27 protein-coding genes and 1 tRNA gene are annotated in these 25,187 nt (G+C 73.3%); 11 read left to right on the top strand and 17 right to left on the bottom strand.

From position 1 onward, the window contains the following. Nucleotides 1-76: 76 nt before the first annotated feature. Both ftsH and ACIBQ8_RS38435 read right to left on the bottom strand, forming a co-directional pair. Entirely contained in the window at nt 77-1,996 is a 1,920-nt protein-coding gene (ftsH, locus tag ACIBQ8_RS38440; RefSeq protein WP_397178111.1) for an ATP-dependent zinc metalloprotease FtsH, read from the bottom strand. Nucleotides 1,997-2,033: 37 nt separating this feature from the next. Continuing rightward, nucleotides 2,034-2,834: a hypothetical protein gene (locus ACIBQ8_RS38435; RefSeq protein ID WP_397178112.1), complete on the bottom strand. Its 801-nt coding sequence runs from the start codon at nt 2,832-2,834 to the stop codon at nt 2,034-2,036. Nucleotides 2,835-3,004: 170 nt separating this feature from the next. Here ACIBQ8_RS38435 and ACIBQ8_RS38430 point away from each other — a divergent pair, with 170 nt between their 5' ends. Then, nucleotides 3,005-3,970: a DUF3616 domain-containing protein gene (locus ACIBQ8_RS38430; protein WP_397194506.1), complete on the top strand. Its 966-nt coding sequence runs from the start codon at nt 3,005-3,007 to the stop codon at nt 3,968-3,970. On the opposite strand, the gene ACIBQ8_RS38425 is transcribed toward ACIBQ8_RS38430, so the two are convergent. Beyond that, the gene (locus ACIBQ8_RS38425; protein WP_397194505.1) at nt 3,960-4,628 is read right to left on the bottom strand and encodes a peptidyl-tRNA hydrolase; all 669 of its coding nucleotides are present in this window, start codon (nt 4,626-4,628) and stop codon (nt 3,960-3,962) included. The genes ACIBQ8_RS38430 and ACIBQ8_RS38425 overlap by 11 nt on opposite strands. Continuing rightward, on the bottom strand, nt 4,628-5,896 hold the full coding sequence (locus ACIBQ8_RS38420) for an MFS transporter (RefSeq protein WP_397194504.1): 1,269 nt from the start codon (nt 5,894-5,896) through the stop codon (nt 4,628-4,630). The genes ACIBQ8_RS38425 and ACIBQ8_RS38420 overlap by 1 nt, the downstream gene beginning before the upstream one ends. 71 nt (nt 5,897-5,967) lie before the next feature. Here ACIBQ8_RS38420 and ACIBQ8_RS38415 point away from each other — a divergent pair, with 71 nt between their 5' ends. Beyond that, nucleotides 5,968-6,918 (top strand): GlxA family transcriptional regulator, encoded by a 951-nt coding sequence (locus tag ACIBQ8_RS38415; protein WP_397194503.1) that lies wholly within the window; start codon nt 5,968-5,970, stop codon nt 6,916-6,918. A 5-nt stretch (nt 6,919-6,923) separates the two neighbouring features. Here the strand turns inward: ACIBQ8_RS38415 and ACIBQ8_RS38410 are convergent, their stop codons facing one another. Next, nucleotides 6,924-7,688 (bottom strand): class II aldolase/adducin family protein, encoded by a 765-nt coding sequence (locus ACIBQ8_RS38410; protein WP_387652680.1) that lies wholly within the window; start codon nt 7,686-7,688, stop codon nt 6,924-6,926. A gap of 38 nt (nt 7,689-7,726) precedes the next feature. Further along, entirely contained in the window at nt 7,727-8,200 is a 474-nt protein-coding gene (locus ACIBQ8_RS38405) for a hypothetical protein (protein ID WP_397194502.1), read from the bottom strand. A gap of 9 nt (nt 8,201-8,209) precedes the next feature. Between ACIBQ8_RS38405 and ACIBQ8_RS38400 the strand changes: the two genes are divergently transcribed. After that, a complete protein-coding gene (locus tag ACIBQ8_RS38400; RefSeq protein WP_397178118.1) occupies nt 8,210-8,656 on the top strand; it encodes a TetR family transcriptional regulator C-terminal domain-containing protein in 447 nt (148 codons plus the stop codon). Here the strand turns inward: ACIBQ8_RS38400 and ACIBQ8_RS38395 are convergent. Together ACIBQ8_RS38395 and ACIBQ8_RS38390 are read right to left on the bottom strand one after the other, a co-directional pair. Beyond that, nucleotides 8,615-10,111 (bottom strand): FAD-dependent monooxygenase, encoded by a 1,497-nt coding sequence (locus tag ACIBQ8_RS38395; protein ID WP_397194501.1) that lies wholly within the window; start codon nt 10,109-10,111, stop codon nt 8,615-8,617. The genes ACIBQ8_RS38400 and ACIBQ8_RS38395 overlap by 42 nt on opposite strands. Beyond that, entirely contained in the window at nt 10,108-10,737 is a 630-nt protein-coding gene (locus tag ACIBQ8_RS38390) for a TetR/AcrR family transcriptional regulator (RefSeq protein ID WP_397194500.1), read from the bottom strand. Before ACIBQ8_RS38390 ends, ACIBQ8_RS38395 begins: the two co-directional genes overlap by 4 nt. 97 nt (nt 10,738-10,834) lie before the next feature. Here ACIBQ8_RS38390 and ACIBQ8_RS38385 point away from each other — a divergent pair, with 97 nt between their 5' ends. The 3 genes from ACIBQ8_RS38385 (at nt 10,835) to ACIBQ8_RS38375 (ending at nt 12,809) form a co-directional block, all read left to right on the top strand. Then, a complete protein-coding gene (locus ACIBQ8_RS38385; protein WP_397178121.1) occupies nt 10,835-11,410 on the top strand; it encodes a CGNR zinc finger domain-containing protein in 576 nt (191 codons plus the stop codon). An 89-nt stretch (nt 11,411-11,499) separates the two neighbouring features. Continuing rightward, nucleotides 11,500-11,943: a VOC family protein gene (locus ACIBQ8_RS38380; RefSeq protein WP_397178122.1), complete on the top strand. Its 444-nt coding sequence runs from the start codon at nt 11,500-11,502 to the stop codon at nt 11,941-11,943. A gap of 2 nt (nt 11,944-11,945) precedes the next feature. Further along, a complete protein-coding gene (locus ACIBQ8_RS38375; RefSeq protein WP_397194499.1) occupies nt 11,946-12,809 on the top strand; it encodes a pyridoxamine 5'-phosphate oxidase family protein in 864 nt (287 codons plus the stop codon). 50 nt (nt 12,810-12,859) lie between these two features. On the opposite strand, the gene ACIBQ8_RS38370 is transcribed toward ACIBQ8_RS38375, so the two are convergent. Then, nucleotides 12,860-13,273: a hemerythrin domain-containing protein gene (locus tag ACIBQ8_RS38370; protein ID WP_397178124.1), complete on the bottom strand. Its 414-nt coding sequence runs from the start codon at nt 13,271-13,273 to the stop codon at nt 12,860-12,862. Then, the gene (locus tag ACIBQ8_RS38365; protein ID WP_397194498.1) at nt 13,270-14,601 is read right to left on the bottom strand and encodes an MFS transporter; all 1,332 of its coding nucleotides are present in this window, start codon (nt 14,599-14,601) and stop codon (nt 13,270-13,272) included. Before ACIBQ8_RS38365 ends, ACIBQ8_RS38370 begins: the two co-directional genes overlap by 4 nt. A gap of 22 nt (nt 14,602-14,623) precedes the next feature. On the opposite strand from ACIBQ8_RS38365, the gene ACIBQ8_RS38360 reads away from it, so the two are divergent. Continuing rightward, complete coding sequence (locus tag ACIBQ8_RS38360) at nt 14,624-15,292, top strand: TetR/AcrR family transcriptional regulator (protein ID WP_397194497.1); 669 nt, start codon at nt 14,624-14,626, stop codon at nt 15,290-15,292. A 47-nt stretch (nt 15,293-15,339) separates the two neighbouring features. On the opposite strand, the gene ACIBQ8_RS38355 is transcribed toward ACIBQ8_RS38360, so the two are convergent. Next, complete coding sequence (locus tag ACIBQ8_RS38355; RefSeq protein ID WP_397194574.1) at nt 15,340-16,287, bottom strand: helix-turn-helix domain-containing protein; 948 nt, start codon at nt 16,285-16,287, stop codon at nt 15,340-15,342. 202 nt (nt 16,288-16,489) lie between these two features. Here ACIBQ8_RS38355 and ACIBQ8_RS38350 point away from each other — a divergent pair, with 202 nt between their 5' ends. Together ACIBQ8_RS38350 and ACIBQ8_RS38345 are read left to right on the top strand one after the other, a co-directional pair. Next, complete coding sequence (locus tag ACIBQ8_RS38350) at nt 16,490-17,509, top strand: type III polyketide synthase (protein WP_397194496.1); 1,020 nt, start codon at nt 16,490-16,492, stop codon at nt 17,507-17,509. A gap of 227 nt (nt 17,510-17,736) precedes the next feature. Beyond that, on the top strand, nt 17,737-19,227 hold the full coding sequence (locus ACIBQ8_RS38345; protein WP_397178127.1) for a von Willebrand factor type A domain-containing protein: 1,491 nt from the start codon (nt 17,737-17,739) through the stop codon (nt 19,225-19,227). Nucleotides 19,228-19,240: 13 nt separating this feature from the next. Here the strand turns inward: ACIBQ8_RS38345 and ACIBQ8_RS38340 are convergent, their stop codons facing one another. Then, nucleotides 19,241-19,942 (bottom strand): tRNA-dependent cyclodipeptide synthase, encoded by a 702-nt coding sequence (locus ACIBQ8_RS38340; protein ID WP_397194495.1) that lies wholly within the window; start codon nt 19,940-19,942, stop codon nt 19,241-19,243. Between the two features lie 94 nt (nt 19,943-20,036). Between ACIBQ8_RS38340 and ACIBQ8_RS38335 the strand changes: the two genes are divergently transcribed. Beyond that, nucleotides 20,037-20,109: transfer RNA gene (locus ACIBQ8_RS38335), tRNA-Ala, on the top strand. 4 nt (nt 20,110-20,113) lie between these two features. On the opposite strand, the gene ACIBQ8_RS38330 is transcribed toward ACIBQ8_RS38335, so the two are convergent. The 3 genes from ACIBQ8_RS38330 to ACIBQ8_RS38320 form a co-directional block, all read right to left on the bottom strand. Beyond that, nucleotides 20,114-20,545, bottom strand: a complete 432-nt coding sequence (locus ACIBQ8_RS38330; protein ID WP_397178129.1) for a DUF3224 domain-containing protein — start codon at nt 20,543-20,545, stop codon at nt 20,114-20,116. A 36-nt stretch (nt 20,546-20,581) separates the two neighbouring features. Further along, complete coding sequence (locus ACIBQ8_RS38325; RefSeq protein ID WP_397194494.1) at nt 20,582-21,373, bottom strand: LLM class flavin-dependent oxidoreductase; 792 nt, start codon at nt 21,371-21,373, stop codon at nt 20,582-20,584. Between the two features lie 91 nt (nt 21,374-21,464). Then, entirely contained in the window at nt 21,465-22,670 is a 1,206-nt protein-coding gene (locus tag ACIBQ8_RS38320) for an FAD-binding protein (RefSeq protein WP_397194493.1), read from the bottom strand. Between the two features lie 66 nt (nt 22,671-22,736). Here ACIBQ8_RS38320 and ACIBQ8_RS38315 point away from each other — a divergent pair, with 66 nt between their 5' ends. Beyond that, nucleotides 22,737-23,081, top strand: a complete 345-nt coding sequence (locus ACIBQ8_RS38315) for a PLDc N-terminal domain-containing protein (protein ID WP_397178132.1) — start codon at nt 22,737-22,739, stop codon at nt 23,079-23,081. A 7-nt stretch (nt 23,082-23,088) separates the two neighbouring features. On the opposite strand, the gene araA is transcribed toward ACIBQ8_RS38315, so the two are convergent. Both araA and ACIBQ8_RS38305 read right to left on the bottom strand, forming a co-directional pair. Next, entirely contained in the window at nt 23,089-24,543 is a 1,455-nt protein-coding gene (araA, locus tag ACIBQ8_RS38310; protein WP_397194492.1) for an L-arabinose isomerase, read from the bottom strand. Beyond that, nucleotides 24,540-25,187 carry an L-ribulose-5-phosphate 4-epimerase gene (locus tag ACIBQ8_RS38305; RefSeq protein WP_397178134.1) on the bottom strand — a complete coding sequence of 216 codons (648 nt, stop codon included), beginning with the start codon at nt 25,185-25,187 and terminating at the stop codon, nt 24,540-24,542. The genes araA and ACIBQ8_RS38305 overlap by 4 nt, the downstream gene beginning before the upstream one ends.

Genomic DNA, 25,187 nt, shown 5'->3' with positions numbered 1-25,187 from the left:
GGAGGACGTTCCCCGGCCGTGATCGAGGCAAGGCCGGGGTTCCCCTAAGTCTCGGGAAAGGCGGGTCTCCCGGGGGTCAGTCGAGGGCGGGCTGCTTGCTGCCGCTGGCCAGGCCGGCGGCGGCGTACGCGCTCGCCTCGTCGAGCGTCTCGTGTTCGAGCAGGGCCGCCACGATGCCGTCGAGCCGTTCGCGGTTCTCGGTGAGCACCTGGACGGCGCGCTCGTAGCACTCGTCCACGATGCGCCGCGCCTCCTCGTCGACGGTGGCCAGCGTGGCCGGCGACGCCTGCGGCGAGGAGCCGTCGTTGGGCAGGATGGTCAGCGGGCCGATCTTCTCCGACATGCCCCAGCGGCCCACCATGCCGCGCGCGATCATGGTGACCTGTTCGAGGTCGTTCTCGGCGCCGGTGGTGATGATGCCGTAGACGACCTGCTCGGCCGCCATGCCGCCGAGCGCGCCGGTGATGCGCCCGCGCAGGTACGGCTCGTCGTAGGCGTAGCGGTCGGTGTCGGGGGTGGACAGCGTGACGCCGAGCGCCCGGCCGCGGGGGATGATCGAGATCTTCCTGACCGGGTCGGCGCCGGGCTGGAGCATGCCGAGCAGGGCGTGCCCGGCCTCGTGGAAGGCGGTGCGGGTGCGCTCCTCCTCCGGCATCACGATGCTGCGGGCCGCGCCGAGCTGGAGCTTCTCCAGCGCGTCCGCGAAGTCGGACATGTCGACCTTCTCCTTGCCGCGCTTGGCGGCGAGGAGTGCGGCCTCGTTGACCAGGTTGGCCAGGTCGGCGCCGGTCATGCCGGGGGTCGTCTTGGCGATGCGGTCGAGGCTGACCTCGCCGTCGAGCGGCACGCCGCGCGAGTGGACCTCCAGGATGGCCGTGCGTCCGGCCGCGTCGGGCAGGCCCACCTGCACCGTACGGTCGAAGCGCCCGGGACGCAGCAGCGCCGGGTCGAGGATCTCGGGCCGGTTGGTGGCCCCGATGACGATCACGCCCTCGGCGCCGGAGAAGCCGTCCATCTCGGTGAGGATCTGGTTCAGCGTCTGCTCGCGCTCGTCGTGGCCGCCGATGCCGCCCGCGCCGCCGCGGGCCCGTCCGATGGCGTCGATCTCGTCGATGAACACGATCGAGGGCGCGACCTTGCGGGCCTCCTCGAACAGGTCGCGGACGCGCGAGGCGCCCACGCCGACGATCATCTCGATGAACTCCGAGGCGCTGGCCGAGAAGTACGGCACCTTGGCCTCGCCCGCCACGGCCCTGGCCAGCAGCGTCTTGCCGGTGCCGGGAGGACCGGCGAGCAGCACGCCCTTGGGCAGCTTGGCGCCCAGCCTGCGGTACTTGCCGGGGTCCTTGAGGTAGTCGACGACCTCGACGAGCTCGTTCTCCACCTCGTCGATGCCGGCGACGTCGTCGAACGTGACGCGCACCTTGGCGGCCTCGACCGGCTTGGCGGCCTTGGACTTGCCGAGCCCGCTCAGGCCGCCGCCCATCATGCTGGCGCCGCGGCGCATGATCCAGATCCACAGGCCGGCCAGCAGCAGGACGGGCAGCAGCGACAGCAGCAGGTTGGAGAAGAAGCCGCGGGTCAGCGGCTTGGACGTGGTCTCCACCTGGGCCGACTTGAGCTGCTGGTCGAGCTGGTCGGTGTTGGCGAAGGCGGGGATCTCGGTCTGGAACTTGGTGTAGGACTCGTTGCTCTCGGGGTTCTTGGCCGCGCTCCTCAGGTCGCCCTCGACCGACAGCCCCTGGGCGTAGATGTCCTTGACGTTCTTCGCCTCGACCTGCTTGGTGAACTCGGTGTAGGAGATCGTCTCGACCGAGTTGTTGTCGACCAGGGAGGAGACGACGAAGAAGCCCGCGTACACCACGAGCAGGGTGACGACGAAGCGCCACCAGTTGATCTTCGGCCGCCCGCCTGGCGAACCGGGCAGGCCCTCCGAGCGCCAGGGCGGCTTGACCTTGCCCTTGTTCGGTGCCTGCGGCGGTCCAGAGCGTTCCACGGCGTCACTCCCCCACATCGCCGCATACATGATCTTTCTAGCCTAGAACACGCACTCCTGAGACCACGCGGCCAATATCACGCCAACGCTTTCTCTGCGAGTCAGGCACTGTGACGAACGCAAGTCCCGGCTTGCTCATTCCCCCGTCCATCACGACGACGGCCGCCCGGGAGGAATGTTTGCCGTATTTGACGCGGTATACGAGCATCCATCCGGTTTTAACCCGTTGTGAGGCGAGCCAACTGATCTTGGAGCCCTTGGGGTGGTGGTTGAGCGTCCAGCGGGCGGCCAGCAGCGCCGTGTCGCGCGGCGACTTCTGCTCCATGATCGGCAGCGGGCAGGTCACCAGCATGCCGCGCAGCTTGCCGCCGCGCGCCGCGGGCAGCACCTGCTTGCTGGTGAACGGCGCCGCCCCGTGCGTCTTCCACGGCTTGCCCAGCCGGGGCACGGCCAGGCCGGTGCGCCTGTCCTTCAGCAGCCGCCGGGCCGGCCGGGGCAGGGCCATCCGCTTGGTCCGGCCGGTCAGGCGGGGCACCCGCGGGTCGGCGTACAGGGCCTGCATGGCGGTGTAGCCGGGCGCCAGCGAGGCGCCCGGCGAGGGCGTCGGGGTCGGCGCGGACGTGGACGCCGGCGTGGCGGGCGACGTCGGCGTGAGGGAGGCCGACGGCGTGGGGGCCGGCGCGGAGGAGGCGGGTGCGGACGAGGCGGGTGCGGCCGGCGGCGCGGTTACCGGCCCCGCCACGACCTCGTCCGGCCCGGAGGGGAGCGCCAGGACGATCACCGTGGCGCCGACCGCCACGGCCGCCACGACGGCGAGCCCCCGATATATCGACCGCATCCGGACATCGCCGATGCGGGAGCGCCTGGGCGGTGAAACAGGGTTCGCAGGGCGGTCTGTGGTTCTCACTCGTGAACCCTCGGTCTCATCTTCCCCATGGAGCACGACGGGAGCGTACGACATATCCCGCCATTGCGTGTGTGAAGCGACCGAAGTGCAATCATGGCGGGGTGGAACAGGTGGAACTGCGGTTCGGCGAGGACTCCCGGTTCGCCCAGACGCACATGAATCTCTCCGCGGTCAGGTGGGAGCCGTCGGGTCTGTGGGTGGCCGGCGACGAGACCGCCACCGTCGAGCGGCTCACCTGGACCGGCGACCACTTCGGCGACGAGCGCTCCTTCTTCCTGGCCGACTACGTGGACCTGCCCGCCGGACGCTTCGACGAGGCCGACATCGAGGGTCTGGCCAGGGCCGACGGCCATCTGTGGGCGGTCGGCTCGCACAGCCTCAAACGCCGCAAGGCCAAGCCGGGCTCGCCGGAGAAGTCGATCAGGAGGCTGGGCACGGTCGTCCGCGAGGAGAACCGGTTCATCCTGGTCCGCCTGCCGCTGGACGGGACCGGCGAGCGTCCGCTGCCGGGCGCGATCCTGTCCGGCGAGCGCAACGTCGCGGCCATGCTGTCCGGCGACCGCCATCTGGCGCCGTTCCTGGCGCTGCCGGGCAAGGACAACGGGCTGGACATCGAGGGCATCGCGGTCGTGGGCGAGCGGGTCTACCTGGGGCTGCGCGGGCCGGTGCTGCGCGGCTGGGCGGTGGTGCTGGAGATCCGCCCGGTGGACGACGGCGGCGGCCGGTTACGGCTGGACGGGCCGTACCGCAAGCACTTCCTCGACCTCGGCGGGCTGGGCGTGCGGGACATGTGCCCGCACGGCGGCGACCTGCTGCTGCTCACCGGTCCCACGATGAGCCTGGACGGCCCGGTGCGGGTCGTGCGCTGGCGGGAGCGGCAGGGCGGCGGGCTCGTGCCCGCGCACGACCTGGAGACGGTGCTGGAGCTGCCCTACGGCGTAGGCGACGACCATCCGGAGGGGCTGGCCGTGCTGCCCGACGGGCGGCTCATGGTCGTCTACGACAGCCCGTCGCCCGCCCGGATCACCCCGGCGGGCGGCGTGCTGGCCGACGTCTTCACGATCTAGCGACCCGCCCCAGCAGCCAGGGCGCCTCGGCGACGAACGTGCACGAACCCGGCTCGATCTCGGTGAACCCGGCGTCGCGCACCACGGGCAGCCCGGCGGCCACCTTGGCGTCGAAGTCGTCCCCGGCGGGCGCGGCGCGCACGGAGACCGCCAGGCCGGTCGCCCGCCAGGCGGCCCGCTCGGCCTCGTCGCTGGCCCACCAGGCGAGCTGCGCGGCGTGCCCCGCCTGGGCCATGGCCTTGCCCGCCGACATGGTCAGCTTCGGGTTCTCCCACAGGACCGGCGGGCCGGAGGGCGGCTCGCCGGGCTCGGCGGCGTCGCTCAGCTCGGTGCCGCCCACCTGGAGCCGGGCCAGGTCCCTGGGCCAGGCGTCGAGCGGGACGGGCGGGTGCACCCGCACCTCCGCCGTGCGGTGCTCGACCGTGCGGCCGGGCAGCGCGGCGGCCCTGCGCCACTCGGCGCCCCTGGCCCGCCGCACCACCTTGCGGATCTTGCCGGTGGACTGCCAGGCGAGCAGCTCGGCGGCCCACTCACCCGGGTCGTCCAGCAGGCTCAGCACGGCCATGGCGGCGGCCTCCAGCGCGTCGGTGCGCTCGGGGGGAGCGGCCCTCTCGATCCTGACCACGAGGGGGAGGACCATCAGTTCGGTCTCGTTCATCACCGTCTAGCATGCCGGATGGCCAGGGACATTCCCGCGGCCAGGAGGCAGAGGGCGCCGGCGGCGTACCAGGCCAGGTCGTAGGCGCCGAGGTGGTCGCGGGTCAGGCCGGCGCCCACGGCGGCGACGGCGGCGCCCACCTGGTGGGAGGCGAACACCCAGCCGAACACGACCGCGCCGTCCTGGCCGTAGACCTGACGGCACAGGGCGACGGTCGGGGGCACGGTGGCCACCCAGTCCAGGCCGTAGAACACGATGAAGATCAGCATGCTGGGCTCGGTGGTGGCCGCGAACAGGCCGGGCAGCAGCATCAGCGACAGGCCGCGCAGGCCGTAGTAGACGCCGAGCAGCAGCTTGGGGTTGACCTTGTCGCTGAGCCAGCCGGAGGCGACCGTCCCGGCGATGTCGAAGATCCCGATGATCGCGAGCAGCCCGGCGGCGACCGGCTCGGCCATGCCGTGGTCGTGCGCGGCGGGGATGAAGTGCGTGCCGACCAGGCCGTTCGTGCTCATGCCGCAGATCGCGAAGCCGCCGGCGAGGAACCAGAAGGGCCGCGTGCGCGCGGCCGAGCGCAGCACCGTCAGCGCCCGCGCCGCCGCGTTCCCGGCGGCCGGCCCGGTCCGTACGGCGCCCGCCTCGGCGCCGAGCGCCGTCGTGCCCACCTCCTCGGGGTGGTCGCGCAGCAACCACCAGACGAACGGCACCACCGCGAGCGCGGCGCCGGCCACCGTCAGGGAGGCCGCCCGCCAGCCCGGCCCCTCGGCGAGCCAGGCCAGCACGGGCAGGAAGATGAGCTGCCCCGTCGCGCCCGCCGCGGTCAGGATGCCGGTGACGAGCCCGCGGTGCCGGACGAACCACCGGTCGGTCACCGTGGCGGCGAACACCAGCGCCATCGACCCGGTGCCGAGCCCGATGAACACGCCCCAGAACAGCAGCAGGTGCCAGCTCGCCGTCATGATCACGGTGAGCCCGCTGCCCACCGCGACCAGCAGCAGCGCCAGCGACACCACGCGGCGCATGCCGAAGCGGTCCATCAGCGCGGCGGCGAAGGGCGCGGTCAGCCCGTAGAGCACCAGGTTGATCGACACGGCCAGCGAGATCGTGCCCGTGCTCCAGCCGAACTCGTCGTGCAGCGGGGTGATCAGCACGCCGGGGGTGGCGCGGAAGCCGGCCGCGCCGAGGATGGCCACGAAGGCCACGGCCGCGACCCACCAGGCGCGGTGGATCCGGCGGGTCCGCGTGGGGGCGGGGGTGGTGCTCAACGTCATGCGCCAATCCTGATTCATCGCGTTTTGAAGGCGTGAGTGGCCCGAAAGCCAATATGTGCAAGAATCGGGCCATGGCCCATCGTGTCGCGGTCGTCGTGCTGAACCACTTCGCCCCGCTCGACCTCGGCGTCCCCGGCCAGGTCTTCCAGTCGGCCGAGACGCCCGGCGGCGAGAAGCTCTACGAGGTCGTGACCTGCTCCCCCGACCGCGAGCCGGTCCGCTGCACGGCCGGCTACACCGTGCTGCCCGACCACGACCTCGACGTGCTCGACACGGCCGACACGGTGCTGGTCCCCGGCATCCACGCGGGCCGGGCGATGAAGGACGGCACGATCACCGCCACCCTGCGCGCGGCCCTTCAGGACCGGCCGCGGGTCATGTCGATCTGCACGGGCGCGTTCGTGCTGGCCGCGGCGGGCCTGCTGGACGGCCGCCCGGCCACCACGCACTGGCGCGAGGCGGCCCGCTTCGCCGCCCTGTTCCCCCAGGTCAAGCTGGACCCCGACGTGCTCTTCGTGGACGACGGCGACGTGCTCACCTCGGCCGGCGTGGCGGCGGGCCTCGACCTGTGCCTGTACGTGATCAAGCGCGACCACGGCGCCGAGGTGGCCAACCGGGCCGCCCGCCGCTGCGTGATGCCGCCCTGGCGGGACGGCGGCCAGGCGCAGTACATCGAGCGCCCGCTGCCGCACGACGGCGCCGGCGGCACCGCCGCGACCCGCGACTGGATGCTGGCCCACCTCGACGCCCCGCTCGACCTCAACGCGCTGGCCGCCCACGCCAGGATGAGCGTGCGCACCTTCACCAGGCGCTTTCGCGAGGAGACCGGGATGAGCCCGGCCAAATGGCTGTCCGGCCACCGCGTCCGCCACGCCAGGCGGCTGCTGGAGACGACCGACCTCGGCGTGGAGGAGGTGGCCAGGCGCTCCGGCTTCGGCACGGCGGTCTCGCTCCGGCAGCACCTGCACGCGGCCGTCGGCGTCGCGCCCCTGACCTACCGGCACACCTTCCGCAGCTCCTGAGAGTCCTACTCGAACAGGTCGGGCTGCTCGCGCACGATCTGGTCGTGCAGCGGCTGGTAGTTGATCCAGCCGACCAGGTCGTTGCCGATCTGCTGGTGGGTGAGCGCGGCGTTGTCCGGCTCGATGGGCACGACCTGCCCGGCGGCCTTGGCCAGGAGCTGCACCTGAGCCGAGCGTTCCATGGTGATGAACCACCAGGCGGCCGCGTCGACCGTGTCGCCGACCGTCAGCAGGCCGTGGTTGCGCAGCACGAGGGCCTTGTTGCCGCCCAGGGTCGCGGCTATGCGCTTGCCCTCCTCCAGGTCGGTCACGACGCCCGTGTAGTCGTCGAACAGCGCGTTGTCCTGGTAGAAGGCGCAGGCGTCCTGGGTGATGGGCTCGATGGTCTGGCCGAGCGCCGACAGGGCGCGGCCGTGGATCGAGTGGCTGTGGGCGGCCGCGACGACGTCGGGACGGGCCTGGTGGACCTGGGAGTGGATGGCGAAGGCGGCCTCGTTGACGTGGTGGCGCCCCTCGACGACCTGGCCCTCGTGGTTGACCAGGATGAGGTCGCTGACCCTGACGTGCTTGAACGACATGCCGAACGGGTTGACCCAGAAGTGGTCGCTCAGCTCGGGGTCGCGGGCGGTGATGTGCCCGGCCACGCCCTCCTCGAACCCGAACCTGCCGAAGATGCGCAGCGCCGCCGCGAGCCGTTCCTTGCGGTGCCGCCGCTCCTCCTCGATCGTCTCGAACGTCGGCGGCAGGCGGAAGATGAGGTTGTCCGGCATGGCTCTCCTCGCGTACAGAATGTTGTTCTGACCGCAGACTAACGCCTGAACGGCACGCCCGCCGTCCGCGCCCTGGCCGCGATCACCAGGGCCTCGCCGAGCAGGCCGACGCCGATCGACAGCGGGATCGAGCGCACCTCCTCGTGCATGCCGGCGGCCGCCGCCAGCGCGCCCACGCCGAAGCTGATCGCGAACGTCACGGCCCACACGACCAGCGTCCGCCAGGTGTAGCGCTGCCAGAGCACGCCGTCCTCGGGGAAGACCTGCGTGGTGGCCGCGCGCGGGGCGCCGAAGGCGACGCCGATCAGGGCGGTGACCGCCAGCCACGTGACGTCGAGCGCGGTGGGGCGCAGGTCGAGCAGGCCGTGGAGGCCGACGCCGATGAGGATGACCGGCGGCGCGTACACGTCCTTGGCGACGAGCGGCTGGCCGATCATGCGCCGGGCCACGGCGTAGCCGACGAGCGCGGCGGGCTCGCCATCGGCTCGGTCCGCCACTACTTCGCCGGGCACACCGAGCTGATGACCTTCGCGATGCGCTCCTCGATCGAGCGGATCAGCGCGCGCCTGGAGGAACGCGTCGGCCCGCTGCTCGCCGCGCGGGACGGCGAGGAGCGGGCCGAGCTGGTGGAGCAGATGCTGTCGGAGCTGCTGCCCCTGGACGAGCCGCGGCTGGAGGAGGCGGCGGTCTGGCTGGCCTTCGCGACGGCCGCGCGCACCCGCCCCGAGCTCCAGCCGCAGGCCCGCGAGGCGTACGACGGCATGCGCCGCCTGGTCGGCCGGATCATCGAGGGCATCGCCGCGCACGGCCGCCTGCGCGCCGACGCCGAGGTGGAGACCGAACGGCTGTGCGCGCTGATCGACGGGCTCACGGTCGAGGGCGTGCTGCACCCCGAGCGGATGACGCCCGCCCTGATGCGCCGCTGTCTACGCCGCCACCTCGACACCCTTGCCGAACCAGGTCTCTAGGGCCTGTGTCAGCGTCTCGTCGGGCGTGCCCGCCCAGGCCACGTAGCCGTCGGGGCGCACCAGCACGGCCTCGGCCGGGCACGACGGCACGGTGACCGTCTCGACCCGCTCGTGGCGCACGCGCAGCTCGCCGGTGCGGTCGAGCAGCAGCGGACGGGCCCGGGAGGCGGGCTCCGCGGGCAGGTCGGCCAGGAACCGGCCGGCGAGGGGATGGCCGCTGCCGGGCGTCGGGTAGGGCAGGTCGGAGCCCGCCATGAGCGCCGCGACGCGCCGCCGGTTGGCGTCGTCCCCCAGCAGCTCGGCGAACAGCGTGCGCAGGGCGGTCACGTCGGGGCCCGGCGCGGCCAGGGCGAGCTGGGCGCTGGAGTGCACGGCCACCCGCTCGGCGGCGGGCCTGCGCTCGGCGTCGTAGGTGTCGAGCAGCCCCTCGGGCGCCCAGCCCTGGAGCTCGGCGGCCAGCTTCCAGGCCAGGTTGGCGGCGTCCTGGAGGCCGAGGTTGAGCCCGGGGGCGCCCATGGCCGAGTGCACGTGGGCGGCGTCGCCGGCCACGAACACGCGGCCCGCCCGGTAGCGGTCGGCCACCCGCGTCTCGCGGCCGTTCAGCCGCCGGAGCAGGTGGGGGCCCTCGCCGGTGGGCGGGGCGAGCGGCAGGTCGGCCCCGAGCACGCGGGCCAGGCTCGCGCGCAGCTCGCCGATCGTCATCGGCGCCTCGTCGCCCAGGACCTCGCCGCCGGGGATCTCGCCGCCCCACTCCATCGCGGTGACCGAGAGCACGCCCGGCCCCGCGGGCAGCATCGCGTACGCGCCGCGCTCGGTCCGGTGCCAGGTGTAGAGCACGAACGTGCCGTGGCCGGGCACCTCCATCTCGGCCGCGCCGGGCCGCACGACCGCTCCTGGCACGGTGACGTGGGCCGTGCGGCTGACGACGTCGGGCGCGCTCACCCCAGGGAAGCCGATGCCGGCCCGCTTCCTGACCAGGCTGTGGGCGCCGTCGCAGCCCACCAGGTAGCGCGTACGCAGCTCGCCGGGGCCTTCGGGGCCCGTCACCGCGAGCGTGACGCCGTCGGCGTCCTGCTCGAAGCCGGTCAGCTCGTGGCCGCGCCGGATCTCCACGCCCAGCTCGGCGGCCCGCCGCTCGAACAGCTCCTCCAGCTCCGGCTGCCGGACGGGCAGCGCGCGCAGCGGGTTGCCGTCGAGCCCGGCCAGGTCGAGCGGCATGGCCCCGAAGACGAACGCGGGCACGGGCACGGGCTCCGCGGCGAGCCCGCGCTGGTGCAGCAGGCCCACGACCTGGCCGACGATGCCGTTGGCCTTGGGCCGGCCGCTGCGGGCGGGCAGGCGTTCGAGCACGACGGGACGGACTCCGGCCAGGCCGAGCTCGCAGGCCAGCATCAGGCCGTTGGGGCCGGCGCCGGCGATGACGACGTCCGCGGTCGCGGCGTCCGCTGCGGTCATGGGGCTTCTCCTTCGGTTCGGGGGTGGGGGGCGGGCAGCCCCGCGGCCAGGCAGTGCAGCGCCTCGCGCAGCACCGGCACCAGCGGGACGGGCGGGTCGGAGCGCAGCCAGTGGCCGACGGCCACCTGCACGGCGGTGGTCACCGTGGCCGCCACCAGGTGCGGGTAGAGGTCTCGGTCCGGATCGGCGCCCGTGCGCTCGGCCACGGCCGCGGCCAGCTCGCCGTCGGCCGCGAACTGGGCCTTCAGCGCCTCGGCGCGCAACGCGGGCTCCTCGGCCAGCAGCCTGGTGAGGGCCAGCCGGTCGGCGTCGGGCGGCCCGGGGCTGGTCATGGCCTGCTCCCAGGGCTCGGCGACGGCCGCGATCAGCGCCTCCCACAGCGGCTCGTCCGCCGGGCGGGCGCGCAGCACGGCCACCGTCCGCCGGACGCGGTCGGTGTGGCGGGCGGCGAGGGCCTCGTACTTGCTGGAGAAGTAGTTGTTGAACGTGCGCGGCGACACGCCGACCCGCTCGGCGACGTCCTCCACCCGGACGTTCTCCAGCCCGCGCTCCAACGCCAGCCGGAGCGCCGCGTCCATCAGCGCCTCGCGGGTCGCATGCTTCTTCCGTTCCCTCAGTCCGCTCACTCTTTCAGATTACGCACTTTTTCTGATCACGCAATCTTTCTGAACGAGCAATTTTTGCCTAACGGCAACACTCGGTGACAGGCGTTAGCTTGGAGGCATGTCCACCACGCTGACCATGGAGTTCGCCGGCACGGTCAGGGCCGACCGCTCCGGGCCCGTCGACCGGCTGCGCGACGCCGCCGCGATGACCGAATGGCTCCACGAGCACACGGCCGACCTCGGCGTGCCGCCCGGCTTCACCGCCACGGAGGAGTTGCGCGAGCAGACCGTACGGCTGCGCCAGGCCGTCCGTGCGCTGCTTGCCAGGGCGATCGCTCCGGAACCGCCGAGCGCCGCGGACGCGGCCGACCTGCCGGGTTTCGCCGAGTCGCTGGCCCTGGTCAACGCGACCGCCCTGGCCGCCCCCACGGCCCCGCAACTGTCGTGGACGGGCGAGCCGGCGCTGACCGTGGCCCCCGCGACCAGGGCGAACCCGTCCACGCGCCTGCGGGGGCGGCTCGCCGTCGCGGCCGTGGAGTTCCTGGGCGGCCCCGACCGCGTCCTGCTCCGCACCTGCGGGGCACCGCGCTGCGTGCTCTATTTCGTCAAGGAGCACCCGCGCCAGGAGTGGTGCTCCCCGGCGTGCGGCAACCGCGCGCGGGCGGCGCGGCACTACCGGGAACACAAGAAATAGCCTTATCTAACGCCAACGACCGACTTTTGCCGTTATATTGTGTTTCTAACGGCCGATCAGTCGTGCAACCGTTAGGTGGGGAGAGTCGCATGTCATTCCGGACCGGGCACGTCGGGCTCAACGTCACCGACCTCGACAGGTCGAAGGAGTTCTACGGCCGCGTCTTCGGCTTCACCGTCGCCGGCGAGTCCTCCGAGGACGGCCGCCGCTACGCCCTCCTCGCCCAGGACGGCAAGCTCGTCGTCACGCTCTGGCAGCAGAGCGACGGCCGCTTCCCCACCGCCCTGCCCGGCCTGCACCACCTGGCCTTCCAGGTCGAGGACCTCGACGCGGTGCGCAGGGCCGAGCAGGTCGTCAGGGAGATCGGCGCGAAGCTGCACCACGACGGCGTGGTCCCCCACGGCGAGGGCGCCTCCTCCGGCGGCGTGTTCTTCGAGGACCCCGACGGCATCCGGCTGGAGATCTCCGCGCCCGGCGCCGCGGGCGACCGTCCCGCCCCCACCGCCGGCGCTCCCACCTGCGGGTTCTTCTAAAGATGAGACATCCGGGGGAGATCGCCGCCCAGGCCCGCGCCGGGGTGCGGACGCCGGGCGCGTTCGGCAGCTCGCGCACCCGTCCGGAGATCCCCGAGGTGGCCGCGGCGTTCCTGCGCGCGCAGCACCTGCTGGTCGCGGGCGCGGACGACGACCTCGGCCAGGTGTGGGCCGACGTGCTGACCGGTCCGCCGGGGTTCGCGGGCGCGGACGACGACCGCACGATCACCGTCCGCGCCCTGCCCGCGGCGCCGCTGCGGGGCCTGTTCACGGCGGAACGCGACATCGGGCTGCTGGCCATCGAGCCGCGCACCCGGCGCAGGATGCGCGTCAACGGCACCGCCGTGCGGGCCGGCGAGGGCCTGGTGATCTGGACGGAGCAGGTGTACGCCAACTGCCCCAAGTACATCCAGGCCCGCGAGCCCACCGCCGCGCCCGGCGTCCCGGAGGTCGCCGGCGGCGGGACGCGGCTCGCGCCGGGCCACGTCGAGTGGATCGAGCGGGCCGACACGTTCTTCATCGCCACCCGCGCCGCGGGCCTGGGGGCCGACGTCTCCCACCGCGGCGGCAACCCGGGGTTCGTCCGGGTGACCGGGCCCGGGTCGCTGGAGTTCCCGGACTACGTCGGCAACTCGATGTACATGACGCTCGGCAACCTGGAGCTCGACCCGGCCGCCGGGCTGCTGTTCGTCGACTGGGACGCCGGCCGGACCCTCCACCTGACCGGCCGGGCGGAGGTGGACTGGGCCGCCGAGCAGCGGCCGGTGCGGTTCGAGCTGACCGCGTACACGGAGGTGGACGGCACGGTGGGGGCGGGCTGGACCCCGCCGGAACACCACCGCTTCAACCCGCCCGTCACCCGCTGACGCCGGGCGTCGGGCGGCGAGCGGCGGGCGGCGGGCGGCGGGCGGCGGGCTCAGAGGTTCTCGGGCATCGAGGTCATGCCGTTCAGCAGCGGGACGAGCTGCTCTTCCTCGTAGTCCAGGTGGGCCTCCAGCTCGGCGGCCAGCCGGTCGAGCTCGTCGGCCGCGCTCGCGTCTGTGCCGGCCAGGTCGCGGACGCGGGCGAGCAGCCGGGCCACCACGCGGTGCTCGGCGCCCAGCCGGGCCAGGACGCCGGCCAGCTCGGGACGCCCGGCGGCCAGGTGCGGGAACAGCACCGCGTCCTCGCCCTCGTGGTGGGCGTGGAGGGCGTCGCAGAAGGCCAGGCAGTGCGTACGCAGGTCGACCCCCTCGCCGCCGGCCCGCAGGCGCGCCAGCTCCCGCCGGAAGCCGTCGTGCAGCTTCACCAGTTCGTCACCCCACGCGATCAGGCGCTGTTCCCCGCTCATGCCCACGCCACCGCCCCGGCCCGGTGGACGGCCGCGAACACGGCGGCCAGCAGGGCGGCCACGGCGGCGACGCCGAAGCTCCAGCCGGCTCCCCCGGCGGCCGACACCGCCGCGCCGACGGCTCCGGCCAGGCTGCTGCCCACGACCCTGACCAGCGCGTTCACGCCTCCGGCCGCCGCGGTCTTGGCCGGTTCGACGTGCTCGACGGCCATCGTGCCGAGCGCCGCGTACACCAGGCCGACGCCGAGGCCCAGGACGGCGGCGGCCCCGTACAGGTCGGCGGGCGTGTCGCGGAAGACCACCAGCCACACCGCGGCGGCGGTGACCAGCGCCGAGCCGCCGGAGACCAGCCCCGCGGCCGGGAAGCGCCGCATCAGCGGCCCGGCCAGCATCGAGACGGCGAGCATCAGCACCGTGGTCGGCAGCAGGTACAGCCCCACCTGCAGCACCGAGGCCCCGAGAGAGCCCTGCGCGACCGCCGACAGCGTGGTGATCGCCCCGAACAGCGCGAACCCGATGAGGAACGAGGCCACCGTGGCCCCGACCGTGCCCCGGTGCAGCAGCATGGGGATCTCGATCAGCGGCGAGGCGGTGCGCCGGGCCGTGACCACCCACGCCGCCGCGAGCACGACCGCCCCCGCGAGCAGCCCCAGCGTCGGCGGCGACGTCCAGCCCCAGGCGCCGCCCTTGCTGATCGCGAGCAGCAGGCAGACCAGCCAGCCGGCGACGAGCGCGGCCCCCACCAGGTCCGGACGCCCCGCGCGCCCGGCCGGCGCGGCCTCCCGCACCAGGGCCGCCACCAGGACGAAGCTCAGCGCGCCCAGCGCCGCCAGGATCCAGAACATGGCCCGGTGGTCGCCGCCGACGAGCCCGGCCAGGATCATGCCGCCGCCGCTGCCCACGCCGATGGTGGCGCTCAGCACGCCGATCGCCGTGGCCAGCCGGTGTGCGGGAACGGCCTGCCTGGCCAGCCCCATGGCCAGCGGGAGCAGCGCGGCGGACACGCCCTGGAGCACCCGTCCGGCGACCGCCGCGCCTAGCGTGCCGGACAGCGCGGCGACCGCCGCACCGGCCACCAGCAGGGCGAGCGCGGACAGGGCGACGACGCGGCGGCCGTACATGTCGCCGAGCCGGGACAGCAGCGGGATCGCGACCGCGCCGGACAGCAGGCCGGCGGTGAGCGTCCAGGAGACGGACGTGGGTGACGCGCCGAACTGCCTCTGGAGCAGCGGGAGCAGCGGGACGACGACGGTCATCTGGAGTGACCCGACGGCGACGGCGAACGCCAGGACCACCACCGCCGTCCAGGGGGATGTCTTTTTGTACATGTATAGAAAGTAACATGGCGGCATGCCCGCACGCACTGGAAGGCCGCCCCGGATCTCGCGGGCGGACATCGTGGCAGCGGCGCACCGGGTCATCGAGGCCGACGGCGTCGGCGGGCTGACCATGCGCAGGCTGGCCAAGGAGGTCGGCAGCACGCCGATGGCGCTCTACCACCACGTCCGCGACAAGGAGGAGCTGCTGCTGCTCCTGCTCGACGAGTACGCGGCCGGGCTGCCGCGCCCCGAGCTGCCCGCCGAGCCGCGCGAACGCGTGGTCGTGGTGGCGCTGGCCATGCGCGACGGGGTCGCCGGCTGCCCCTGGGCGGTGGACGTGCTGCGCGCCGACGACCTGCTCGCGGTCGGCGCGCTGTGGTACCCGGAGAAGATCATCGACGCGGCCCTCGACGCGGGCCTGACGGCCGAGCACGCCGTGCACCTCTACCGGATCATCTGGCACTACACGGCGGGCGAGATCGCCATCCGCGCGGCGGCCGGGCGCAGGCGCGAGGAGGGCGGGCCGACCTACCGCGACCAGGTCTTCGCCGGCCTCGACCCGGCCGCCCTGCCCCGCCTGGCCGAACTGGGCGGCCGCTGGGCCGAGCTCACCGCCGAGGACACCTACGAGCTGGGCCTGCGCGCCCTGGTCGACGGCCTGCTCCCCCGCCCCGGCCACCCGCCAGAGGCCGGCCGCTGAAGGTCAGGGCCCGGATCCGGAGGCGCGGGCAGGGGACCAGGCGCGGGTCAGGGACCGAAGGTGCGGCGGTAGGCGGAGGGGGAGGTGCGCATGGCGCGGGTGAAGTGGTGGCGGAACGTCGCCGGGCTCTCGAACCCGACCGCCGCCCCGATCTCCTCCACCGGCACCGCCGTCGACTCCAGCATCGGCAGGCTCGCCGCCACCCGCTGCGAGATCACCCACCGCAGCGGGCTGGTCCCGGTCTGCCGCTTGAAGTGCCTGATGAACGAGCGTTGCGACATGTGCGCCACCGCGGCCAGGTCCGCCACGCCGATCGGCTCGGCCAGGTGGTCGAGCGCCCATCCCATCGCCCTGGCCACGCCGCCGTCGTCGGCCACGGACGTGACGGCGGCCTCGATGAACTGGGCCTGACCGCCCTCCCGGTGCGGCGGGACGACCAGCCGGCGGGCGACCGCGTTGGCCACGTTCGGCCCGTGGTCGTTGCGTACCAGGTGGACGAGCAGGTCGAGGCCGGCGGCGCTGCCCGCGCTGGTCAGCACGTCGCCGCCGTCCACGTACAGGACCGAGGGGTTGACGCGGACGGCGGGGAAGCGCCGCTGGAGCAGGTCGGCGTACCGCCAGTGGGTGGTGGCCTCGCGGCCGTCCAGGAGACCGGCGGCGGCCAGCGCGAACGCGCCGGAGCAGATCGACACCATCCGGGCGCCCCGGCCGTGGGCCAGGCGCAGCGCCTCGACCAGCTCGCCCGAGACCTCGCCCCGGACGTCGGCCACGCCGGGCACGATCACCGTCCCGGCCCCGGCCAGGACGTCGAGCCCGTGCGCGGCCTGCATGGTGAACCCGCCGACCACGCGCAGCGGCTCGGCGGTCTCGGCGCACACCTTGAGGTCGTACCAGGGGACGTCCAGCTCGGGCCGGGGCAGCCCGAAGAACTCCACGACGCACCCCAGCTCGAACGGCGCCATCCCGTCGAAGGCCAGCACGGCGACCGTGGGCAACCGGGCAGGAACCGGCAGGGCAACCGGCAGGGCGACCGGCAGCGGCGCCGGGACCGGTGGCCGGGCGGGGGCCGGGAGCGGGGCGGCGGGGGCGGAGGCGGAGGGCGGTCGGCCGGAGGTCGGAAGCGGCACATCCGCATATTAACCGCCCATATCCGGCACAAGCAGGTTAGCGCTCCGCTCCCTGCGGCAGGAGTGATATATGCATATTTCGGGGGTAGAGACCGTTTTCCCCGATCACCGCTATGAGCAGGCGGAGATCACCGAAGCGTTCTCCCGTCTGACGGACTGCGACGAGGAGTTGCTGCGGCGCTTCCACGCGGCCACCGGCGTCGTGGGCCGCAACCTCGCACTCCCGCTGGACGGCTACACCAAGCTCGACTCCTTCGCCCGCGCCAACGCCATGTACGTCGAGATCGCCCTCGACCTCGGCGAGCAGGCCGTCCGGGGCGCCCTCGAAAAGGCCGACGTGCCGCCGGGGAAGATCGACCACCTGCTGTTCTGCTCGACCACCGGCCTGGCCACGCCCTCGCTGGACGCCAAGCTCGCCCAGCGCCTCGGGCTGCGCGGCGACGTCAAGCGGGTGCCCGTGTTCGGCCTCGGCTGCGCGGCCGGGGCCTCGGGCCTGTCGCGTCTGCACGACTACCTGCGCGGCTGGCCGGACCACGCCGCCGTGCTGGTCTGCGTGGAGCTGTGCTCGCTGACCATCCAGCGCGACGACTCCTCGATCGCCAACATGATCGCCAGCGGCCTGTTCGGGGACGGCGCGGCGGCCGTCGTGGCCACCGGGCGCGGCCGGGGCCCCGAGGTCGTCGCCACCCGCAGCAGGCTCTACCCCGACACCGAGCACCTGATGGGATGGGAGGTGGGCGACCACGGCTTCCACATCGTGCTCGACGCCGACCTCACCCACTTCGTGGACCAGGTGCTGGCCGACGACATCAGGGCCTTCCTTGCCGACTACGGCCTGACCCCCGACCAGGTGCCGACGTGGATCTGCCACCCCGGCGGCCCCAAGGTCATCGACAAGATCGTCCAGAGCCTCGACCTCGACCCCAAGGCCCTGGACGTGACGTGGCGGTCGCTGCGGACGTACGGGAACCTGTCGTCGGTCTCGGTGCTCCACGTGCTCCAGGAGACGCGCGGGCACGCCGGGCGGCCCGCCGTCCTGATGGCCCTGGGCCCCGGCTTCTCGGCCGAACTGCTCCTGCTGCACTGGTGACCTCCGCCGGGTGAGGGCGGATAACGACCGGGCGACGGCCGGTAACGACGAGGCGACGGCGGCGGCGTCCGGGCCCGCGCGACCGTCCGCGCCGTTCGTCCCCGCCCACGTCATGCGTCCGGATCTGTCACAACTGATCACGTGACGATCGCGGTTTGCGCTCGCTTGCGTCTCCGGCCCGGCCGCCGCCACGCGGATCTCCGTCATAGGACGCGGAGGTGGTTGCGATGAGATGTCGCCCCTTAGCCATTCGTCCCCTGGCCATCAGTGTCGGGCTCGCCGCGCTGCTCGGACTCGCCGCGTGCGGCGGCTCCGGCGGATCGTCCAGCGGCAGCGCCGCGCGGGCCCCCCTGTCCGACACGCAGCGTCAGCCCGCGCCGAGCGCGTCCCCGGCCGGCACCCAGGAATCCGAGCAGGACACGACCAAGGCGCAGATCTCCACCTTCGCCCTGGACGTGGACACCGCCTCGTACGGCTACGCCCGCCGTACGCTTCAGGAAGGGCGCTGGCCCGCGCCCGGCGAGATCCGCCCCGAGGAGTGGGTCAACGCCTTCGGGCAGGACTACCCGCAGCCCTCCGACGACGGCTTCGCCGTGCACGTGGACGGCGCCCGGCTGCCCGGCCGCGACGAGGCCGTGCTGCGCGTGGGCCTGCAGACCCGCGCCTCCGACTCGGCCGCGCGCCGCCCGGCCAACCTCACCTTCGTGGTCGACGTCTCCGGCTCGATGGCCGAGACCGGGCGCCTCGACCTGGTCAAGTCGGCCCTGCACAAGCTGCTCGACCAGCTCGCCCCCGGCGACCAGGTATCGCTCGTGGCCTTCAGCGACGAGGCGGACGTGCTGGCCTCCATGACGCCGCTCACCGCCAGGAGCCAGCTCCACGCCGCGGTGGACGAGCTGGCCACCGCCGGCGGCACGAACCTGCAGAGCGGCGTCCTGGCCGGCTACCGGGAGGCGTCCCAGGCGTTCCGGCCCGCCGCCACGAACCGGGTCGTCCTGCTCTCCGACGGCCTGGCCAACCAGGGCGACACCGAGTGGCGGACCATCGTGGAGCAGGTCAAGGAGTACGCGGGCAAGCAGGTCACGCTGCTCACCGTCGGCGTCGGCCGCGACTACGGCGACGAGCTCATGGAGCAGCTCGCCGACAACGGCGACGGCATGGCCGTCTACGTGGACTCCGAGCAGGAGGCCGAGAAGGTCTTCACCACCCAGCTCCCGGCCACCATCGAGGTACGGGCCCGCGACGCCAAGGCGCAGGTCGTCTTCAACCCCTCGGTCGTGGAGAGCTACCAGCTCATCGGCTACGAGAACCGCGCGATGTCGGCCGAGGAGTTCCGGGACGACAGCCGCGACGGCGGCGAGATCGGCCCCGGCCACTCGGTCACCGCCCTGTACGCCCTCCACCTCAAGCCGGGCGCGCGGGGACAGCTCGCCCAGGCGACCGTGCGCTGGCAGGACCCCGACACCCGGGCGGCCTCCGAGGCCGGCGGGTCGCTGCGGGCCGACGAGCTGAACGACTCCATCTGGACCGGCACGCCCATCCGGCTGCAGGTGGACGTGGTGGTCGCCGCCTTCGCGGTCTACCTGCGCGACAGGAAGGCGTTCGGCCTGGACCTGCCCGCGCTGCGCGAGCACGCCGGACGCCTGGCGCGGACCTCGGAGGACCCGATGGTCGCCGAGCTGGTCACCCTGATCGACAAGGCGCGCTCGGTCGGCTGACCGCCCGCCGGGATCAGGCCGGGTCGGGGGCCGGGTCGAGGGCCGGGTCGGGGGCCGGGTCGGGGGCCGGCCGGGAGGCGACGAAGCCCTGGTGGGGCGAGCGCGAGACGGGCAGCGTGCCCGCGTAGAGCTCCCCCACCAGCGGCATGGGCTCGGGATGGCAGAACACCGACGAGCCCGTGCGCAGGATCGCCGGGCTGTTCAGCACCAGCGGCAGCCCGGCCAGCAGGAAGGGCAGCGCGTTCGCGGCCTGCTCGGGGGTCAGCTCCTGGCCGCCGACGCTCGGCAGCACGGCCGCCACGCACCGCGCGCGGAACGCGGCGTCCTTGGCGGCCAGCCGTTCCAGCTCGCGCCGGGAGCGCCGGTAGGCGCGGTTGCCGGCCAGCTCGTTCCAGTCGAAGACGGTGGCGTTGGCCGCGCCCATGCCTTCGAGCACCCGGATCACCCGGTTGCGCGTGTTGTTGGCCGCCGACCGCGCCTTGATCAGCGCCGCCCCGGACGGGAGCCCGCGCGCGACCAGCGTGCCGGCCAGCTCGACGCCCGGCACGAGCACGTGCACGCCGGTGAACGTGCGGGTCGCCCACTCCAGCAGGCTGCGGATGGCCCGCAGGGTGAAGAACCCGTTGAACGCGCTGACCTCGACGACGGCATGCTCACGAGCGGCGAGGATCTTCGCGCACCGCGGGGTCAACGGGACGGCCTGCACGCTGGACATGGCACGGAGAGTAGCAAGATTTGACCGAGCGTATGCCTGCTACGCGCATGTGTGTCGCGGGTCCCGAAGCCCTGTACACTTGTGACCGCAGCAAGGGGCTATGGCGCAGTTGGTAGCGCGCCTCCATGGCATGGAGGAGGTCTGGGGTTCGAATCCCCATAGCTCCACCCCTCATCCACCCGGGCGTTCCGCCCGGGTCATTTTTTTCTCCCGCAGCTCGTAGTCCAGGGTGTAGGAGTGCGAGCCGTCCGGGGCGATGGTGATGTTCATCCGTCCCGTGATGCCGGTCAGCTCGCCGTGGCCCGAGTCGGGCACGATCGTGATGGTGAGCGACTGCCCTCCGCGGTCGCTCAGGGCCTGGTGCGCCACGACGAAGCCGCCCTTCCGGCCGTCCAGGGCGCCCTCGATGCGTTCCATCGCCACGTACGCGCGCGAGTCCTCCACCGGGGTCGAGGCCACCATCAGATGGACGACGCTCGTCCCGGTCAGGTCGCCGTGGAAGGTCTTGGTCATGCTGACGAGGCCGAGCGCGACGCCGTCGCGGTCGTCGAAGGGCGGCTTGGCGTCCCAGCCGGCGGTGTCGAAAGTTCCCTTTGCGGTCATGGGAAGCATCGTGCCGGTCTTACCTGTCAGCTACCGTCAGGTACCGGCCAGGCGTTCCACGACGGGCGCGAAGGCGTCGACGAACTGGGCGTTCACCGTCACGTACGAGATCCCGAGCCGGTCCCTGCGCCGCCGCAGGACGTCGGCCATCTCGTCGGGGGTGCCGGTGAGCAGGCCGGTGGCCTCGGGGCCGAGCGGGCCGAAGCGGCCGGCCAGCCAGGCGGGCGGCTCGCCGCCGGCGGCCACCAGGTTCATGCCGAGCTCCAGGTCGTGGAAGCGGTCGCCGGCCAGCTCGTACAGCTCGTCCAGCTTGGCGGCGACCTGGTCCTCGGTGTGCTGCGGCGGCACGCCGAGCGCCACCGTGTCGGCCTTGCGCGCGGCCAGCCCCAGCACGCGGGCGCCCGTCGCGGCGACCAGGATCGGCACGTCCTTGACCGCGTCGATGGTGGCGGCCAGGCGCGCCACGCGCTCGGCCGGGGTGCCGAAGGGCACGCCGAGCGCCGCCGCGTCCTGCTCGGCGCCCGGACGGCCGGCGCCCAGCCCCAGCTCGAAGCGTCCCCCGGTGAGGGTGTGCAGGGTGGCGGTCTCCCAGGCGACGGTCTCGGGCGTGCGGTACGGGGCGCTGACCACGTACGTGCCGACGCGCAACGTCGTGGTGACGGCGGCGGCCGCGGCCGCGGCGGCGAACGGCGACAGCGTCCCGAGCGTGTCGGGGACGAGCAGGGTGGCGAAGCCCAGGCTCTCGACCCTGCGGGCCAGCCCGGTCCAGGCCTGCGCGGTGGGGGCGTAACCGGCGACGGCCCCGAATCTGAACGGGTGATCGGTCATGCGCTCCACGATGCCGCGACGGCCCGGCCGGCACATCGTCCGCCGGACCGGTGGCCCGCTACGACGGCGGGCGCACGCCCGGCGCGGGCCGCTACTCCCCCAGCAGTAGCCGGACGAAGTCGCCCGCGAACTTGCCCGCCGGGTCCAGCCGCCGGACCAGCTCGCGGAAGTCGTCGGGGCAGCCTGGGCGGCGGGTGAACAGCTTGCCCCAGTGGGGCCGCGGGTCGTAGGGGGCGAGCGTCCGCTCGACGAGGTCGATCGCCGGGAGCACGGTGGCGACGTCCCTGATCCAGGTGAAGTGCACGCCGACGCTGTCGCGGTCGCGGAAGGGGCTGAGCCACAGGTCGTCGGCGGCGATCGTGCGCACCTCCGAGATCTGCAGGGCCGGGCGGAGCCGGTCGCCGACGGCGTACAGCTCGCGCAGCGCCGCGACCGCGTGCCCGCGGGGCAGCAGGAACTCCGACTGGAGCTCGTCGCCGGCGCCGCTCGGCGGCGCGTCGGGCCGGAAGTGCGGCAGCCGCTCGTGCCAGGGGCCCGGCACGCCGAGCTGCGTGGTGCAGGCGTCGGCGGGCATGCCGGGCAGCGGGTGGCGGGGCGCGGGGGCGGGACGGGTGCCGTGCCAGGAGCCGGCGGTGAACTCCTCGCGGCGCTTGAGCCAGATCCGGGTGTCGCGCCAGTCGGTGAACAGGCTGACGCTGTAGCCGCTCGCCATGATGTCGTCGAATCCGTCGAGCGCGTCGAGCGTCAGGCCCTCGCGCACGTACTGGCGCAGCTCGAAGGCCGGTACGAGATCGAGCGTCAGCGCGTGGACGACGCCGAGCGCGCCCAGCGAGACGACCGCGCCGGCGAAGCCGTCGTCCCCGCGGGACAACGACAGCAGCGAGCCGTCGGCGGTGACCAGCTCCAGCCCGGACACGGCGGCGGCCAGGCAGCGGTTGGCGTCGCCGGAGCCGTGCGTGCCGGTCGCGACCGAGCCGGCGACCGAGATGTGCGGCAGCGAGGCCATGTTCTCCAGCGCGAACCCGGCCGCGTGCACCGCCTCGGCCAGCCGCGCGTAGGTGGTGCCGGCGGCGACCCGGACCGTGCGCGCCGCGCTGTCGATCTCGATCGTGGCGGGCATGCGGTCGAGCACGACGAGGTCGCCGGTGGTGTCGGCGACGTCGTTGAAGGAATGACCGCTGCCCAGGGCCCGCACCCGGTCGCTTTCGGCCACCAGGCCGCGCAGCTCGTCGAGCGAGGCGGGATGGTGGACGGCCCGCGCCCGGAAGGCGGTGTTGCCCGCCCAGTTGGTCAACATCACGGCTTCACCCTATTCATCCGGTTTCCCTTGCCGTCTCCCCCGCCCGTCACTACGTTCGGCCCCGTGCTGTATCTGTCCGAGGCCATGGGCCTGGCCACCCTCGTGCTGTGGCTCTACTGCCTCTTCGACGTGATCACCACGCCGGACGCGGTCTGCAGGAACCTGCCCAAGATCGTATGGGTGCTGGTGGTCCTGCTGTTCCCGCTGGTCGGCTCGGTCGTCTGGCTCGTGGCCGGCCGTCCCGAACGCGCCCCGCAGGCGGCGCGCCCGAGCGCGTTCCCCGAGTACGACCGCCCGGGACGCTTCGCCGCCACCAACCCCGACGACGACGCCGAGTTCCTGCGCCGCTGCCGCGAACGCGCCGAGGAGCAGCGCAGGAACGCCCCGAAGAAGCCGCCGGAGGACTAGAGGCCGCTCAGAGGCCCTGGGCCAGCCGGTAGTACGCCTGGTTCCAGCGGAGCTCCTTGGTGAACTGCGCCGTCGTGGTGTCCTTGTCGATCACCAGCAGCTCCACGCCGAGCATGTCGGCCAGGTCGGTCAGCTCCTCGCGCCCGACGGCCGTGGACAGCACGGTGTGGTGCGGCGCCCCGGCGGTCAGCCACGACTCGGTCGAGGTGCGCAGGTTCGGCCGCGGCGACCAGACGGCGCGGGCCACCGGCAGCTTCGGCAGCGGCTGCGGCGGCGCGACGATGTCGATCTCGTTGGCCACCAGGCGGAACCGGTCGCCCATGTCGGCCAGGCCGACGACGATGCCGGGGCCGGGGGCGGCGTCGAACACCAGCCGCACCGGGTCCTCCCGCCCGCCGATGCTCAGCGGGTGGATCTCGCACGACGGCGTCCCGGCGGCGATGGACGGGCAGACCTCCAGCATGTGCGCGCCGAGGATCAGCTCGTTGCCGGGCGTCAGGTCGTAGGTGTAGTCCTCCATGAACGACGTGCCGCCCGGCCGCATGGCCTTGAGGGTGCGCAGCAGGACCGAGGTCTTCCAGTCGCCCTCGCCGCCGAAGCCGTAGCCGTCGGCCATCAGGCGCTGCACGGCCAGGCCGGGGAGCTGGCGCAGGCCGCCGAGGTCCTCGAAGTTCGTGGTGAAGGCGCGGAAGCCGCCGCGCTCCAGGAAGCCGCGCAGGCCGAGCTCGATCCTGGCGGCGTACCGCAGCGACTCGTGGCGCTCGCCGAGCAGCTCGGGGGCCACGCGGTACAGCTCGGCGTACTCCTTGACCAGGGCCGACACGTCGGCGTCGGAGGCCGCGTCCACGGCCTCGACCAGGTCGTTGACGCCGTAGGTGTTGACCGAGACGCCGAACCGGAGCTGCGCCTCGACCTTGTCGCCCTCGGTCACGGCCACGTCGCGCATGTTGTCGCCGAAGCGGGCCAGCCGCAGCGCCCGCACCTCGGCCACGCCCCTGGCCGCGCGCGCCCACGCCTCGATGCGCGCGCCGACGGCCGGGTCGCTGACGTGCCCGGCGACGGTCTTGCGCGGCACGCCGAGCCGGGTCTGCACGAACCCGAACTCGCGGTCGCCGTGCGCGGCCTGGTTGAGGTTCATGAAGTCCATGTCGATGGAGCTCCACGGCAGCTCGACGTCGGCCTGCGTGTGCAGGTGCAGCAGCGGCTTGCGCAGCGCGTCGAGGCCGGCGATCCACATCTTGGCCGGGGAGAAGGTGTGCATCCAGGCGATGACGCCGGCGCACTCGTCGTCCGCGTTGGCCTCCAGCATGACGCGCCGGATCGCGGCGGCGTCGGTCAGCACGGGCCGCCACTGCACGGGCACGGGAAGCCGCTCGGCGATGCGCCGCGACTGCTCGGCCACCTGGCTCAGCGTGTCCTCGCCGTACAGTCCCTGGCTGCCGGTCAGAAACCAGATGTTCAACGCGGGCTCCTCTGTCCGTAGACGTTCTGATAGCGGTCGTACAGGCGGTCGATGTGGGCCGGGCCGATGGGCAGCGGCGTGCCGAGCTGCCTGGAGACGTGGACGGTGCGGGCCACGTCCTCGCACATCACGGCGGCCTTGACGGCGGCCTTGGGGTCCTTGCCGATGGTGAAGACGCCGTGGTTCTGCATGAGGACGGCCGGCGAGCGGTGACCCTTGAGCGTCTGCACGACGCCTTGGCCGATGGAGTCGTCCCCGATCAGCGCGAACGGGCCGACCGGGATCTCGCCGCCGAACTCGTCGGCCATGGCCGTCAGCACGCACGGGATGGGCTCGCCGCGGGCCGCCCACGCCGAGGCATAGGTCGAGTGGGTGTGCACGACGCCGCCGACCTCGGGCATCTCGCGGTAGACGTAGGCGTGCGCGGCGGTGTCGCTGGAGGGCGCGTGGGCCCCCTCGACGAGGTTGCCGTCGAGGTCGCAGACCACCATGTTCTCCGGGGTCAGCTCGTCGTAGGACACCCCGGACGGCTTGATGACGAACAGGTCCTCGCCCGGGACGCGGCCCGAGACGTTGCCCGCGGTCCAGACGACCAGACCGTAGTTGACCAGCTCGGCGTGCAGCCCGGCGACGGTCGTCCTCAT

The sequence above is a fragment of the Nonomuraea sp. NPDC049646 genome (assembly GCF_044465525.1).
Lineage (GTDB): Bacteria > Actinomycetota > Actinomycetes > Streptosporangiales > Streptosporangiaceae > Nonomuraea.
The sequence above is the reverse complement of the archived record's forward strand: the minus strand, read 5'-3'. Positions and strand labels throughout refer to the sequence as shown.